This is a genomic window from Sporosarcina sp. Y1009, assembly GCF_057669865.1.
In genome coordinates this window covers 57,873-71,395 of the sequence record NZ_JBYHFO010000006.1, presented here as the reverse complement: position 1 = coordinate 71,395, position 13,523 = coordinate 57,873, and the positions used below count along the sequence as shown (strand labels likewise).

18 protein-coding genes are annotated in these 13,523 nt (G+C 40.0%); 14 read left to right on the top strand and 4 right to left on the bottom strand.

All coding sequences use genetic code 11. The features are described from left to right. Positions 1-170 precede the first annotated feature (170 nt). The 4 genes from AC25Y1_RS09355 (at position 171) to AC25Y1_RS09340 (ending at position 2,416) form a co-directional block, all read left to right on the top strand. The gene (locus tag AC25Y1_RS09355) at positions 171-371 is read left to right on the top strand and encodes a PLDc N-terminal domain-containing protein (RefSeq protein WP_488147716.1); all 201 of its coding nucleotides are present in this window, start codon (positions 171-173) and stop codon (positions 369-371) included. Beyond that, entirely contained in the window at positions 368-1,270 is a 903-nt protein-coding gene (locus AC25Y1_RS09350; protein WP_488147715.1) for an ABC transporter ATP-binding protein, read from the top strand. Before AC25Y1_RS09355 ends, AC25Y1_RS09350 begins: the two co-directional genes overlap by 4 nt. Continuing rightward, entirely contained in the window at positions 1,267-2,049 is a 783-nt protein-coding gene (locus tag AC25Y1_RS09345; protein WP_488147714.1) for an ABC transporter permease, read from the top strand. Before AC25Y1_RS09350 ends, AC25Y1_RS09345 begins: the two co-directional genes overlap by 4 nt. Before the next feature lie 85 nt (positions 2,050-2,134). Further along, the gene (locus AC25Y1_RS09340; RefSeq protein WP_488147713.1) at positions 2,135-2,416 is read left to right on the top strand and encodes a hypothetical protein; all 282 of its coding nucleotides are present in this window, start codon (positions 2,135-2,137) and stop codon (positions 2,414-2,416) included. 76 nt (positions 2,417-2,492) lie between these two features. On the opposite strand, the gene AC25Y1_RS09335 is transcribed toward AC25Y1_RS09340, so the two are convergent. Continuing rightward, entirely contained in the window at positions 2,493-2,741 is a 249-nt protein-coding gene (locus AC25Y1_RS09335; RefSeq protein WP_488147712.1) for a hypothetical protein, read from the bottom strand. A 132-nt stretch (positions 2,742-2,873) separates the two neighbouring features. Between AC25Y1_RS09335 and AC25Y1_RS09330 the strand changes: the two genes are divergently transcribed. Then, positions 2,874-3,338: a general stress protein gene (locus AC25Y1_RS09330; RefSeq protein ID WP_488147711.1), complete on the top strand. Its 465-nt coding sequence runs from the start codon at positions 2,874-2,876 to the stop codon at positions 3,336-3,338. A gap of 51 nt (positions 3,339-3,389) precedes the next feature. Here the strand turns inward: AC25Y1_RS09330 and AC25Y1_RS09325 are convergent, their stop codons facing one another. Continuing rightward, complete coding sequence (locus AC25Y1_RS09325) at positions 3,390-3,581, bottom strand: CsbD family protein (RefSeq protein WP_488147710.1); 192 nt, start codon at positions 3,579-3,581, stop codon at positions 3,390-3,392. 167 nt (positions 3,582-3,748) lie between these two features. Here AC25Y1_RS09325 and AC25Y1_RS09320 point away from each other — a divergent pair, with 167 nt between their 5' ends. Next, a complete protein-coding gene (locus AC25Y1_RS09320; RefSeq protein ID WP_488147709.1) occupies positions 3,749-4,165 on the top strand; it encodes a hypothetical protein in 417 nt (138 codons plus the stop codon). 87 nt (positions 4,166-4,252) lie between these two features. On the opposite strand, the gene AC25Y1_RS09315 is transcribed toward AC25Y1_RS09320, so the two are convergent. Continuing rightward, entirely contained in the window at positions 4,253-5,269 is a 1,017-nt protein-coding gene (locus AC25Y1_RS09315; protein WP_488147708.1) for a PQQ-dependent sugar dehydrogenase, read from the bottom strand. A 163-nt stretch (positions 5,270-5,432) separates the two neighbouring features. On the opposite strand from AC25Y1_RS09315, the gene AC25Y1_RS09310 reads away from it, so the two are divergent. From AC25Y1_RS09310 to tatC, 4 genes are all read left to right on the top strand, one after another. Beyond that, positions 5,433-6,188, top strand: coding sequence for a gluconate 2-dehydrogenase subunit 3 family protein (locus AC25Y1_RS09310; protein ID WP_488147707.1), 756 nt, complete (start codon positions 5,433-5,435; stop codon positions 6,186-6,188). Positions 6,189-6,203: 15 nt separating this feature from the next. Then, positions 6,204-7,916, top strand: a complete 1,713-nt coding sequence (locus AC25Y1_RS09305) for a GMC family oxidoreductase (RefSeq protein ID WP_488147706.1) — start codon at positions 6,204-6,206, stop codon at positions 7,914-7,916. Positions 7,917-7,938: 22 nt separating this feature from the next. After that, positions 7,939-8,121, top strand: coding sequence for a twin-arginine translocase TatA/TatE family subunit (gene tatA, locus AC25Y1_RS09300; RefSeq protein ID WP_488147705.1), 183 nt, complete (start codon positions 7,939-7,941; stop codon positions 8,119-8,121). A 65-nt stretch (positions 8,122-8,186) separates the two neighbouring features. Further along, a complete protein-coding gene (tatC, locus tag AC25Y1_RS09295; RefSeq protein WP_488147704.1) occupies positions 8,187-9,029 on the top strand; it encodes a twin-arginine translocase subunit TatC in 843 nt (280 codons plus the stop codon). A gap of 77 nt (positions 9,030-9,106) precedes the next feature. Here tatC and AC25Y1_RS09290 read toward each other — a convergent pair whose 3' ends face one another. After that, positions 9,107-9,253 (bottom strand): hypothetical protein, encoded by a 147-nt coding sequence (locus AC25Y1_RS09290; RefSeq protein ID WP_488147703.1) that lies wholly within the window; start codon positions 9,251-9,253, stop codon positions 9,107-9,109. A 176-nt stretch (positions 9,254-9,429) separates the two neighbouring features. Between AC25Y1_RS09290 and AC25Y1_RS09285 the strand changes: the two genes are divergently transcribed. The 4 genes from AC25Y1_RS09285 to AC25Y1_RS09270 are packed head-to-tail and all read left to right on the top strand — an operon-like array spanning position 9,430 to position 13,517. Continuing rightward, a complete protein-coding gene (locus AC25Y1_RS09285; protein ID WP_488147702.1) occupies positions 9,430-11,004 on the top strand; it encodes an ABC transporter substrate-binding protein in 1,575 nt (524 codons plus the stop codon). Continuing rightward, positions 10,994-11,962, top strand: coding sequence for an ABC transporter permease (locus AC25Y1_RS09280; RefSeq protein WP_488147701.1), 969 nt, complete (start codon positions 10,994-10,996; stop codon positions 11,960-11,962). Before AC25Y1_RS09285 ends, AC25Y1_RS09280 begins: the two co-directional genes overlap by 11 nt. Next, positions 11,963-12,775, top strand: a complete 813-nt coding sequence (locus tag AC25Y1_RS09275) for an ABC transporter permease (RefSeq protein WP_488147700.1) — start codon at positions 11,963-11,965, stop codon at positions 12,773-12,775. It abuts the gene before it with no gap. After that, entirely contained in the window at positions 12,768-13,517 is a 750-nt protein-coding gene (locus AC25Y1_RS09270) for an ABC transporter ATP-binding protein (protein ID WP_488147699.1), read from the top strand. Before AC25Y1_RS09275 ends, AC25Y1_RS09270 begins: the two co-directional genes overlap by 8 nt. The last annotated feature ends 6 nt before the right edge of the window (positions 13,518-13,523 follow it).

The window sequence follows — 13,523 nt, the reverse complement described above, 5'->3', positions numbered from 1 at the left end:
ATAGTATACCATGTGCGAAAAAATTGACCTAATAGATTCTTTAAAGAGAAAAACAATGATAAAAATAAGATGCGTTATTTGTTATATACATAGTAGAACAAATGTGATATGTTTATATTAATAGTTTTATTTTAGATGATTCATAAAATTACAAGAAAGGATTTGGTTTTATGCAAGAATTAGTAGATCTTCCATGGAATTTGATCATTCCGATTCTCGTTCTTCAACTAATTTTAGTAATTGTCGCATTAGTTGACCTGCTTCGGAATAAGCGTACAAACGGTCCATTAGTTATGTGGATTCTAATCATTATATTTGTCAATATCATTGGTCCAATCATTTACTTTGTATTCGGGAGGAGAAACGATTGACAATTTTACTCGAAGTGAAAAATTTAACGAAAACGTACGGTCAGGAAACGGCCACGGATAACGTATCATTTTCTATAGAAAAACATACCTCGACGGCATTGATTGGTCCGAACGGGGCTGGGAAGACGACGACATTATCGATGCTTGCAGGATTAGTTTCACCAACAAGTGGAAACATCGCTTTTAAAAATAAAGCATCAGATATTCGTGAAATCATTGGATTTCTACCGCAATACCCAAAATTTTTTCCGTGGCTATCGGCGTTAGAGTTTACTGAAATGGCTGCACGTTTGAGTGGGGTAGAAGCAAGGAAATCGATACAGGAGGCCAGGAAAACATTGGAGTTTGTTGGTCTTGGTGATGCAATGAAAAAGCAAACAAGTACTTTTTCGGGGGGGATGAAACAGAGGTTGGGTCTCGCACAGGCCATTGTTCATAAACCGAAACTCCTTTTACTCGACGAACCTGTTTCGGCGTTAGATCCGGTCGGTCGTCGGCAAGTGATGAATCTATTAAAGGAATTACAAGCAGAAACAACAATTTTATATTCTACACATATATTAAACGACGCGGAAGAAATGACAGACCAACTATTATTTTTACGACAAGGAGCACTTGTTGAACAAGGGTCACTTGAGGATGTGCGCACACGCTATGCAAAGCCGCGAATCCTCATTGAATTTGAAAGGGTAGAAGATATAACTCGCTTTAAAGCGCTCATTCCATGGAAGTTAACTGTAACAGGTCGAACGATAGCTATTGATATCGTTTCAGAAAAAATTGAAATGCCTACTGTTATCGCGTTACTCCATAAAGAAGGTTTCTCAATTCGAAAAGTAGAGCGGCAAACAGCAAGCCTTGAGGAGATTTTTATGGAAGTGGCGGTGATTCAATCATGACTGGATTTTTGATCCTGCTGCAAAAAGAATGGAAAGAGCAAACGAGAAACTTTAAAATATTATGGATTCCGCTATTTTTTATTATTTTAGGAATCCTAGAACCAATAACGAATCACTTTTTGCCTGAAATCATGAAGAGTGTTGGCAATATGCCTGAAGGGGCTGAGTTTATATGGCCCGAATACACCGGTGAAGAAATTTTTATGTCATTATTGGGTCAATACCAATTACTTGGAATTTTAGTCATTGTACTTGCTTTTATGGGCTCAATTTCAGGTGAACGGAAATCTGGAACGGCAACACTTCTTTATGTACGGCCAATTTCATTTCGTGCCTATTTTTTAAGTAAATGGCTTGTCGTTAACGCGATCGTGATCGGAAGCGTCTGGTTAGGATTTTTAGCTGCATGGTATTATATATCGATTCTATTCAACAATGTAAATGCTGGTGAGGTTTTTGGATTTATGGCCATATATAGTCTGTGGATTATTTTCGTTGTCACAGTCGTGTTAGCATTTAGCGCCTCATTTTCAACTGGTATTGCAGCAACTCTGTCGTTATTATCGACGATGGTTTTCCAGATTATAGATTCACTAATTGGCGTGTATTGGACAATTTCACCATGGAAGTTACCGCAATACGCAACGTCTACCTTTAACAAAAACATGGATACAGTAGGTTTTTGGTGGAGTATTATTGTTACTGTTATCGCCGTTTTGGTCCTGGCTTTTGTTGGGATCAAGATGTCCAAACGGAACGCAGCCAAAACAACCGTTTAATATTTTTAAAACTATACCTAATCTTAACCTTTAGTCGCTATCATGGTGAAAAGAACGTTATTTTACTAGATTGGGGGTGTAGATTTTGGAAGCGGTCCAGCAGGTTAATGAACAGCGTGTTTCGTCAAAGCAAATTGCACCGCAAATGTCCATAGGAAGTTGGATTATTACATTTATTTTACTAGCCATCCCATTTGTGAACATTATTATGCTTTTCGTATGGGCTTTCGATGCAACGAGTGAGCGTCGGAACTTTGCGCGTGCGTATTTAATCATATTTGGAATCGTCTTAGTGTTAGCGATTCTAGTATTTGTTCTAATATTATTTCTAGGAATGTCGTCGGGTTTTTTCGCTAACTTTAGTTAGGTTCAATTTTTTAAAATTCTTTTCTCTTCAAATATAAAACTACAACCCAGGGTTCAATAGGGGTTGTAGTTTTTGCTTATTTATCGACTTTTTTGGAGCCAGGTGACATTTCTTCAGTGGATGAATTACTTTTTGTATCCAGATAAGCTTCTTCTTCTCGCCACTCCATTTTTGCATCCTCTAATGGAATCGCGTCAACGAACTTCATGTCCTCGTGCATATCGTAAATGCTTTCCTTATCTGTTTTTATGCGTTCGGGATTGTCCATGAGTGGGCCTTCCGCATCTTTTCGATCTCGTTCAGTAAAGGGCTTCTTTTTGGTCATACAAGTCATCCTCCTTACTTATATGATTCACGCTTATGGGCAAGACTAAACATTAATAGGGCATTACATGTTTTCAAAGCAATGCGAAGGGTAAATACTAGTAATACTATTTATAGGGGAGAGGATCTGACAATGTCACATAAGAAATTTATCGGGATATTTCACTCAATTGATACGGTCCTATATAAACTGACGGAAATGAAAGCAAATGGTTATGGAGAAGAAGATGTCCACGTGTTTTCATGTGAACAGGACAACATTTCAATGCTTGATGGTCAGACAAAGATGAATCTAAACGGTTCGTATGGTGAAGATTGGAGAAAGGGTTTCAATGCGTTTTTAGATATTGAAGATCCAGTTTATAATGCTTTTCATTCGATGGGCTATTCAGATCAAGAATCGAAACATTACTTAGATGAAGTGGAAAATGGCGGAATTGCATTGTTTGTTGAAGCGACCAAAGCAGACAACTCAACCAAAGCAGATAGTAGCGCAGACATTAGCGCTAGTGGTGAAGTGCTAGATGGCCAAGAAACCAGTGAACAATTACTCAGCAGTAATGGAAGTACTCCTCGAATGAAAACGGAAAACTTATAAATAATAATAAAAAGAGCGATTTCTCAATGAGAGATCGCTCTTTCGTTATTTTTACTTGTCTCGATTAGAAAATTTATCTTTTGTTTCTCCGACTTTTTCTTGTACTTCACCTTTAACCTTGTCAAATTTACCCTCAGCTTGTAACTTTTTGTTATCTGTCGCTTTACCAAATTCGTCTTTTACTGCACCTTTGACTTTATTCCCAGCACCTTTTAATTTGTCAGAAAATCCATTGTCAGTCATTGAATAGCCACCTCATGTAGTCTAGTTACTATATACCCCTCTTTAGATTAGGTAAACTCGTGAGATAAATGATTTATTTGAATAATGAAATTAAATAGGTGTATCTTTATCTATACTTTTTATGTATACTTATAAATAAGGATATGAAAATTATTGGAGGGGTTATCGTGTTGAAAAAAGGACGTTTCGCCCTGTCAAATAGTAAGGAATATGAACTTTCCTCATATCAAGGCCAGTATTATCTGAAGTCTAATGACACAGAAGACTTGAAAAATGGATTCATAAAGATACAAGGTAATGAAAGTATACTCACTCATAAAATATCTGTTGATGATATTGAAGATGCTTATGAGATATTTCCATATGCGATGGTAAAAGGCCATCGATTTGCCGTTGAAGGCTATAATACCGAGACTGGTATAGTTTCGCTTTTAACAAATAATCCTTTTGTTAAAAACAAACTGCCGGTTCGTTCTCATGGTAAATCTGAATACATACTTGAAGTACTATATCATGACATTGAAATTAAATACGATCGAATTCCTATTCTAGGTTTTGAAAATGGAATTCGTGAAAAAATATAACTATGTGAGCCATAGAATCTAAATAAATATAAATAAGAAAAGGCGGCCTTTCTTTGAGGTCGCCTTTTTTCGCCTCGAAAATTCTATTTAATCAATCGTTAACCGATACAATATATCATCATCTTTTGTAGGTTCTCCGTGGCCATCTGTGTTATTTGATATGAAATATAATGAATTACCTTCCACGTAAATATCACGGATACGTCCATAACCCTCAATAGAATTTACAATTTGACGATTATTTGTATCTATGACAAGTATTTCTTGTCCACGAAGCGATGCAACATATAAAAGGTCGTTATGGAAAGCTATGCCTGATGGTGCCCATGTATTCGATGCACCAGAAGTGATCAAAGGTGCTTCCATACCTTCAGCAGTTTCTGCACCTTCAATGATTGGCCACCCATAATTATTTCCCTCAATAATAATATTAATTTCATCGTTTGCAGACTGTCCATGTTCAGATGCGTACAATACGCCTTGTGAATCCCATGCAAGTCCTTGTGGATTACGATGTCCATATGAAAAGATGTGGAATTTAGCATCCTCTCCGTATCTTAAAATTTTCCCGTTCAATGAATTCAAATCTTGTGCAGCTTCTGGGTGAGCACCGTCTCCAATCGTCGCCAAAAGAATGCCAACTGGAGAAAATGCCAACCGTCCCCCGTGATGAACGGAACCTGAAGAAACACCGTCAAGAAGGATAGCATTTTCATGCCATGAAGAGCCGTCGTACTGAAGACTGACAATCCGATTTACAGGAGCCCCGTCGTCGTCGTAGGTGTAATAGGCAAAAGCTTCTCTAGATTCTACGAAATCTTCTTTTAGAACAAAGCCTAGAAGACCTGCTTCGGCTGTATTTGAAAGAGGTTCAGATAATGCGACATTTTCTCGAATTTGATTTCCCTCGGCTGTCACTTTAACAATTGTACCGCCCCTTTCTGATATGAAAAACGTATCTCCACTTTTTGAAATTGACCACGGAGCTTGAAGGTTTGTTGCGACTTTTTCGGTAAGGCGCTCGTTTTTCACTTCTGGTTTTGGAACATCTTCGGAACACCCACCAATGATAAAAAGTAACAATAATAGAATCCATTTTCTCATGTCATACCCCTCCTCTACAATCTGAATACTCACTCAAGTATACACCAAACATTCTGAGTTCAATTAAACATTCAATTAGAAATAACCACCTTATTGTATGAGAAAGGGAAGAAATTGGCATGCTTTATTTATAAGAGAAACTTTTAGCGAAGGAGAATGAAAGATGTCGAAAGAGAATAATGGTTTATCAAGACGTGATTTCCTTAAAACGACTGGAATTGCTACAGGTGCTCTGGTCGGTGGGGGGGTTATCGGAAGTCTAATCACCCATAATGTTACAAAAGACAATGTTGCAGGAACCGATAAAAATCAAGCGGGCAGCGGCGAGCAGGTCGGCGAAGTATTTCGCGGTCGAATGTTCTTTACGAATGCGAACGAGTTCAATGTATTGTCAGAAGCAGTCGAACGAATTTTCCCAGAAGATGATCTTGGTCCAGGGGCAATCGGACTGGGCGTTCCGTACTTCATCGACAACCAATTGGCCGGAAATTATGGTAGCAATGCGAAAGAATACATGCAAGGACCGTTCTTTGCAGGTGAATCTACGCAAGGGTATCAAAGTAGGTTAAGTCGTGCAGAAATTTTCAGGCAAGGCCTAACTAAGATGGAGGAAGAGGCAAATAAGAGGTTCGATACGGGGTTTGCCTCGCTTGAAGCCAGTCAAATGGACGAGATATTGACCGCATTTCAAAAGAATGAAATTGAAATGAAAGGGGTTGCCTCAGAATTTTATTTTAAATTACTCAGACAAGCCACGCTTGAGGGTGCGTATGCAGATCCAATTTATAACGGAAATATAAATATGGATGGTTGGCGTATGAAGGATTTTCCGGGGCATCAGATGGCTTATACAAATGAAATTGAAAGTGAAAAATTCATGAAAATAGAACCAAAATCTATTAGCAGTATGGAACATTAAAGGAGGGGAAAACTATTGGCTACGACGTTGGATAAAGTGGATGTAGTGACGGTTGGTGTAGGTTGGACAGGCGGTATTATTGCCGCTGAATGTGCAAAAGCAGGATTAAAGGTTGTTGGATTGGAACGGGGAAAAGAACGGAGTACAGCAGATTACCTGATGGTACATGATGAATATCGGTATGCAATTCGTTATGAGTTGATGCAAGATCTTTCAAGAGAAACGATAACATTTCGGAATCACCGAAAGATGCGTGCATTGCCTATGCGTCAAATGGGCTCGTTTCTTCTTGGGGAAGGGCTCGGCGGGGCGGGTACGCACTGGAACGGACAAACATTTCGTTTTTTACCTTATGATTTTGAAATCAAATCGATGACTGATCAAAAATACGGGAAAAACAAACTATCGGCCGATTACCAGCTTCAAGACTGGGGTATTACCTACGATGAACTTGAACCCTATTTTGACCAGTTTGAGAAGACAGCGGGTTTGTCAGGTGATGCTAATAACCCCTTCGCTGGGCAACGTTCTTCCGATTACCCAACACCTGCAATGAAAAAAACACCTATCTTGAAAAAATTTGAAACAGCAACGAGTAATCTTGGATATAAACCTTTTATGATGCCATCTGCAAATCTATCTGAAAGTTATACAAACCCAGATGGTGAATCCATAGCGGCATGCCAATACTGTGGATTTTGTGAACGATTTGGCTGTGAATATGGCGCAAAGACCTCACCTGAAATAACGGTGATCCCAACAGCAAGAAAAACGGGAAACTTCAACGTCCGTTTCCATGCGAATGTTGTAGAAGTAATAAAGGAAGGGAATAGAACCACGGGTGTGAGATACATCGATACACAAACAGGCGAAGAATTCATCCAGCCCGCAGAGGTTGTTGTTCTCACAAGCTATGTCATGAATAATGCGAAACTTCTCATGGTGTCTGGAATTGGTGAAATGTATAATCCGGATACTGGAAGAGGGACACTCGGCAAGAACTACTGTTACCAGGTTCTGCCGGGTGCAACAGGATTCTTTGAAGAGCAAATGAACGTCTTTATGGGCGCAGGATCTCTAGGTATGACCATCGATGACCTGAATGGGGATAATTTCGACCACAGTGACTTGGATTTTATACACGGGGCAAGTATCTCCATAACGCAAACGGGTATTCGTCCAATTCAGACGAATCCAGTACCACCGGATACCCCGACATGGGGAGCTGAATTTAAAAAAGCATCGATTCATAACTACACAAGAACACTAAACATCTCAACAGAAGGGGCTTCGATGCCGCACAAGGAAAACTTTTTGTCACTCGATCCAGATTATAAAGATGTATATGGCGTTCCTTTGCTACAAATGACGTACAATTTTACTGATCAAGACCGAAACCTACACAAGTATCTAACTGAAAAGTCTACTGAGATTATGACGGAAATGGGTCCGAAAACAGTCATGGCAGGAAACCCACTTTCAGATTATGACATAGTTCCGTATCAAACAACACATAATACAGGTGGAACGATTATGGGTGCCAGTCCGGATGACAGTGTCGTCAACAATTACTTACAACATTGGGAAGTCGAAAATCTATTTGTGGTTGGCGCAGGGAACTTTACCCATAATGGTGGTTATAATCCGACTGGAACTGTCGGTGCACTTGCGTACCGAGCTGCGGAAGGAATTATCAAATACAGTAAAGATGGCGGTTTACTCGTATAAGTAGGAAGGAGGCTTCTCTCTAATGGGAGGATTAGCATCTATTGGTGTCCCAGGCTTGATTATTATTTTAGTGATTGTGTTGATTTTATTCGGGCCAAGAAAATTGCCGGAAGTGGGTTCCGCAGTTGGAAAAACACTTTCCGAGTTCAAAAAATCGGCAAAAGATATAATTGACGATGAGGATGAAATAATAAAGAAGAATTGAATTGCATTCTTCCTTCCTTAATCAAGGAACCGAAAAAAACCGATCAAGGATAAGCAGGTGATTTTATGGACCCATACGGAGATCATAATCGTAAAATAATGAGCCCGCTAGATAAACCAACAATCCAAACAGTAGAAGTTGTAACAAATACAGTTGAAGAAAAGACAGTTCAAGAAATCCAAGCAGAACCAGAAAAAAAAGAATTCAAGGAAAACTCATCCCTAGTCGATCACCTTTCCGAATTAAGGAAACAACTGATTAAGGGGATAGCTACTTTTTCACTCTTTTTTATCGTCGTCTTTTCGACCATTAATATTTGGTTCCCGCATGTGACACGAGGGCATGAGTTAATCGTTCTTGGTCCGTTGGAAGTAGTCAAATTCTATATGTCGATTTCAACTGCACTTGCAGTCGGTCTAGCCTTACCATTTTTATGTCATTTTCTTTGGCAATTTGTGAAGCCAGGACTGAATGAGCGTGAAAGTCAGTTTCTAAGTTTATATTCACCGATCATGTTTCTTCTTTTTATAGGTGGCATTTCTTTTGGCTACTTCGTCGTGAATCCACTTAGTTATAATTTCTTGGTTTCTTTAGGGGCGATGAACTTCAATGTCATGGTATCTGCACAGGAATACGCCAGCTTTCTTATGATGACGACCGTTCCGTTGGGATTATTATTCGAGTTACCCATCGTTGCGATGTTTTTAGCGACAATTGGCTTGCTAACTGCAGATTCAATGAAGAAAGTTCGAAAATGGTCGTATTTGTCACTAGCGATTATTTCAGCGCTCATCACACCGCCTGATTTCATAAGCCAATTGATTGTCCTGATTCCAATGGCGTTACTGTATGAAATCAGTATCCATATTGTAGGCCGCTCCGAACAACGGACTGCAGCCCCAACTTAAAATAGAAAATCGGCACCCGTCAGCGGGATGCCGATTTCTTTGTTGATCGAAAAATGATTCGAGGTTTTAGTTATGTTTCAGGAAGAACTAGAATTTTTCTTACTCCCCATAGACATGCCCGTGAACGATTCAACTTGTTTCATCAGTTTATCTCGTGCGTTCTTGTTTCGCATCAAGTACGCCGCACCGGCACCAAGCGCTGTAAGAGCCCATTTTCCATTCACATATATTCCTCCTCTTTCACTATAGTTTCGATCAACGATTATTTTCCCCCATTTTCCCCGTCTTATCCTGAAATGCATTAAAGATTATGTGGAGGACAGTTGCGTACTCATAGACATCGTATGCTTGGGAAGATTATAATTAGTATAGATAGGGAATTGGATTTCGGGAGGACATTATGTTTAGAAATAAAATGAATTTATTCACAATACTTTTTGTGGTTTTATTATTATTATCAAGCTGTGGGAGTAAAGGTGCAAATAGCTCCAAAGAAAAAGAAAATAGACTGGTGTACGCGTCTGAATCTGAATTCGATGGCTTGAATCCGATTCTAGAAGAGACGAATCTCGATGCGCTGCTATTTCGCGGGTTAATGCGCTTCAACGAAAATAACGAGCCAGTGACTGATATTGCAGATTCCGTCAACATATCAGAAGATGGTCTAACGTATACGATTAAATTAAAAGAAGGCATTACATTTCACGATGGTGAGCCACTTACGGCTGACGATGTGATTTTCACAATCGAAAGCATTTTGGATGACAACAATGCATCATTTTTGAAATCCGATTTCACTGAAGTGGACTCGCTCGTCAAATTAGCTGATTACGAACTCGAAGTCATCTTAAAAAACCAATTCACCCCAATTTTGGATAAGCTCACAGTACCGATTCTTCCAAAACACGCATTTGAAGGGAAGGATATGCGAACCGCTGAATTTAATAGCCAACCAATTGGTGCTGGTCCATATATGTTCGATAAGTGGGACCGCGGAAATAGTTTAACTTTGAAAGCTTATCCAGATTTCCACGGAACAAAGCCGTCGATTGAAAAGGTGATTTTTAAATTTATTTCAGATAGTAATGTTCGTGCACTGCAACTGAAATCAGGCGAAGTGGATATCGCATTGTTAGATCCTGTTCAAGTTGTGGAAATGGAGAAGGTGGAAGATCTTAAGATATACAATGTCGATTCCGCCGATTACCGTGCAATGTTATTTAATATGAACAAAGATCTTTGGAAAGATGCAGATGTAAGGCGTGCATTTAGTTATGCGACAGACCGTACACAAATTGTTAAAGGCATTTTAAAAGGGTTCGGCACAGAAGCCTATTCACCGCTTCAAAAACATGCTTATAAAAATGAAGACATTGAGAAATACGAATATAATCTTGAAAAAGCAAAACAGTTGTTAGACGAAGCAGGTTGGGAAGAAACGACTGACGGTTTTCGTTATAAAGACGGCGAAAAACTGGAATTTACGATTACATCTCCCGCCTCAGATGCAGTGCGTGTGAACATGGCAAACTATGTGGCGGAAGGATTTAAGAAAATCGGCGCGGATGTGAGTGTTGCTGCACTCGATTGGGGTGCGATTACAATTGAAGAGACCGATGCGTTTATGATTGGCTGGGGAAGTCCGTATGATGCAGATCATCACACACATATTCTATTCCACTCGGACGAGTCGAGTTTGAATAGTACCGGCTATAACTATGGGAGCTATTCAAACCTAAAAGTCGACAAACTACTGGAACAAGGTCGTTTGACAAAAAATCCGGATGACCGACAAAATATATATTTAGCATTACAAGAGGCGCTTGCAGAAGATCCGCCGTATGACTACATCGCCTATGTAAATGCAGTCTACGGTATCAACAAAAATATAAGCGGTGTAAAAGAACGGGTTCTTGGCCATCACGGTTCCGGTTTCCTTTGGAATGTCGAGGAGTGGACATGGAATGACTGTTAAATGGATTGGGAAGCGAATGATGATGGGGATAATGGTTCTCCTCGTCGTCAGCTTCCTTTCTTTTTTCATCATGCATGCTGCGCCAGGCGACCCGGCAACGGCCTTTTACGGCGGCAATGCACAAACATTGAACGCGGCTGAAAAGGAAAGAATCAGCCGTGTTTTTTCGCTCGATCGTCCGATTACGGCACAATACGGTTCGTGGTTAGCGGAAACAATCAAAGGAAATCTAGGAATATCCTATAGTGAAGGGCGACCTGTCACGACAATTCTGATGGAACGGCTCCCTAATACATTACTGCTTTTTGGCGTGACGATGTTTTTCATCGTTGTTGGCTCAACTTGGCTCGGAACGATAGCAGGCATGAAAGCAGGATCTATTTGGGATAGAGGTCTATCAACAGCAAGTATCGCGACATCTTCAATCCCTGCTTTTTGGCTCGGTATATTATTTATATCATTTTTTGCGGTAAAACTCGGTGTGCTACCTTCATCGGGAACTGGCGATATTGGGGGCGAGGGCGGTTTTTGGGATAAACTACGCTATCTCGTTTTACCGGCTTCCGTCATTATCATTACTCATATTGGTATTTATGCACGTTTTCTACAAGAAAGCATTAAAGCAGAAAGCCGTAATTACTATGTGACTGTTGCGCGTGCCAATGGGGTAGCGGAACGAGAAATCCGAAAAGGAATTTTACGCAATGCATCATTCCCATATTTGAATTATATCGGAATGACGATTCCATCATTCTTTGGAGGATCGATTATTATCGAATCCCTTTTTTCATGGAATGGATTAGGTCAATTAACCGTTAAATCAGTTGTAACGAAGGACTTTCCACTTCTCATGGGAAGTATTCTGTTTATTGGCATGCTTGTTGTCGTTAGTCTTTTTATCATCGATCTCATTATGTATTCATTGAACCCCAAGCTACGAAAAGGGGGCGTACAGTAAATGAAATCACGAAAAACACTTATTTTTTGGTGTATTGTCCTTGGAATTATTGTATTTTTGACTGTGTTTTCTGGTATGCTCGCGCCTTATGAACCGAATGATATGAATCTTGATGAAGTCTATTTATCCCCCGGAGACGGTCATTTACTAGGCACGGATCATCTTGGACGCGACGTCTTTTCTCGTTTATTGGAAGGTGGAAAAGTGACACTCACAGTTGCGACTGTTTCTGTACTTTTATCGCTTGTAATTGGTGTACTGTATGGTGGATTTAGTGGGTATGTCGGCGGATTTGTCGATACCGCGATGATGCGGCTTCTAGAGGTATTCATCACAATTCCATCCCTCGTCATTATTCTTGCGTTTCAAGCATTTATGCAAGGCGGCATATGGGGGATGGCACTGATTATTGGGTTAACCGGTTGGCTGACGACTGCACGGATTGTCCGTTCGGAATTTATACGGTTAAAAAACGCCGAATTTGTTCAAATGGCCAAAATGCTTGGGACGCCGATTTGGAAAATCATATTTAGTCATCTACTTCGAAATAGTGTACCCGCAATTTTTGTCGTCACTTTGTTTAACTTCGCAGGCGCAATCTTCATCGAAGTATCCTTAAGCTTTCTCGGCATCGGCGTACCACCTGCGATTCCGTCTTGGGGAAATATGTTGTACTACGCGCAAAATGATATTTTAATTGGTGCTTGGTGGATTGGCCTGTTTCCTGGTATTTTAATTTTCATTACAATCCTAGCGATTAACTTCATTGGGGAGGGGTTGAAAGATCCGGAACGGAGGCGGTTCAGTGCTTAAGGTAAATCAACTCTCAATAGAAATCAACGGCAAAAAAATTGTCGATGCGAGTTCGTTTTCTGTGCCGAAGGGAAGAATAACATCGATAATTGGTGAAAGCGGCAGTGGGAAGAGCGTGACAGTTTCCGCGATACTCGATATTTTACCGGCAGGTGCAAAATCGACAGGACAAGCCTTGTTTCTTAATAAAGACCTACTGACAATGTCGAATAAAGAGATATCTAAAATACGAGGTTCACAAATATTCACGATCTTCCAAGACGCAGCAAATAGCTTTAATCCTTCTGTAAAAATGGGCAAGCAATTATACGAGTTTTCAGGTCGGCGGATTCAGGATAGCGTTTTGGAATTTAGCGTGAAGATGGTCGATATTTTGGATGACCTGGGTTTATCGAAAGAAATCATGGAACAGTATCCATTCGAATTATCGGGCGGGATGTTGCAGCGATGCATGATTGCATGTGCATTATATGTCGAACCGGAGTTACTAATTGCCGATGAACCAACATCCGCACTAGACACAATCCTACAAAAAGAATTCATCGAGTTATTAAAAGGCTTAAATGAGAAACAAGGAACGACAATTCTTTTAATTACGCATGATTTAGACATTGTGGCAGAAGTTGCCGATGAAATGGTCGTCATGCACAAAGGGAAGCTTGTTGAAATTGGAACTGTAGCGGATGTGTTTGAAAGACCAAAAAATACGTATACAAAACGATTGTTGGAAAGTCGATTCTAAAGAAAG

Bases quoted from the DNA above. Each gene is read 5' to 3' on its own strand.
- AC25Y1_RS09355 (WP_488147716.1), top strand. From the start codon at position 171: ATGCAAGAATTAGTAGATCTTCCATGGAATTTGATCATTCCGATTCTC.
- AC25Y1_RS09345 (WP_488147714.1), top strand. From the start codon at position 1,267: ATGACTGGATTTTTGATCCTGCTGCAAAAAGAATGGAAAGAGCAAACG.
- AC25Y1_RS09335 (WP_488147712.1), bottom strand. From the start codon at position 2,741: ATGACCAAAAAGAAGCCCTTTACTGAACGAGATCGAAAAGATGCGGAA.
- AC25Y1_RS09330 (WP_488147711.1), top strand. From the start codon at position 2,874: ATGTCACATAAGAAATTTATCGGGATATTTCACTCAATTGATACGGTC.
- AC25Y1_RS09325 (WP_488147710.1), bottom strand. From the start codon at position 3,581: ATGACTGACAATGGATTTTCTGACAAATTAAAAGGTGCTGGGAATAAA.
- AC25Y1_RS09315 (WP_488147708.1), bottom strand. From the start codon at position 5,269: ATGAGAAAATGGATTCTATTATTGTTACTTTTTATCATTGGTGGGTGT.
- AC25Y1_RS09310 (WP_488147707.1), top strand. From the start codon at position 5,433: ATGTCGAAAGAGAATAATGGTTTATCAAGACGTGATTTCCTTAAAACG.
- tatA (WP_488147705.1), top strand. From the start codon at position 7,939: ATGGGAGGATTAGCATCTATTGGTGTCCCAGGCTTGATTATTATTTTA.
- tatC (WP_488147704.1), top strand. From the start codon at position 8,187: ATGGACCCATACGGAGATCATAATCGTAAAATAATGAGCCCGCTAGAT.
- AC25Y1_RS09285 (WP_488147702.1), top strand. From the start codon at position 9,430: ATGTTTAGAAATAAAATGAATTTATTCACAATACTTTTTGTGGTTTTA.
- AC25Y1_RS09280 (WP_488147701.1), top strand. From the start codon at position 10,994: ATGACTGTTAAATGGATTGGGAAGCGAATGATGATGGGGATAATGGTT.
- AC25Y1_RS09275 (WP_488147700.1), top strand. From the start codon at position 11,963: ATGAAATCACGAAAAACACTTATTTTTTGGTGTATTGTCCTTGGAATT.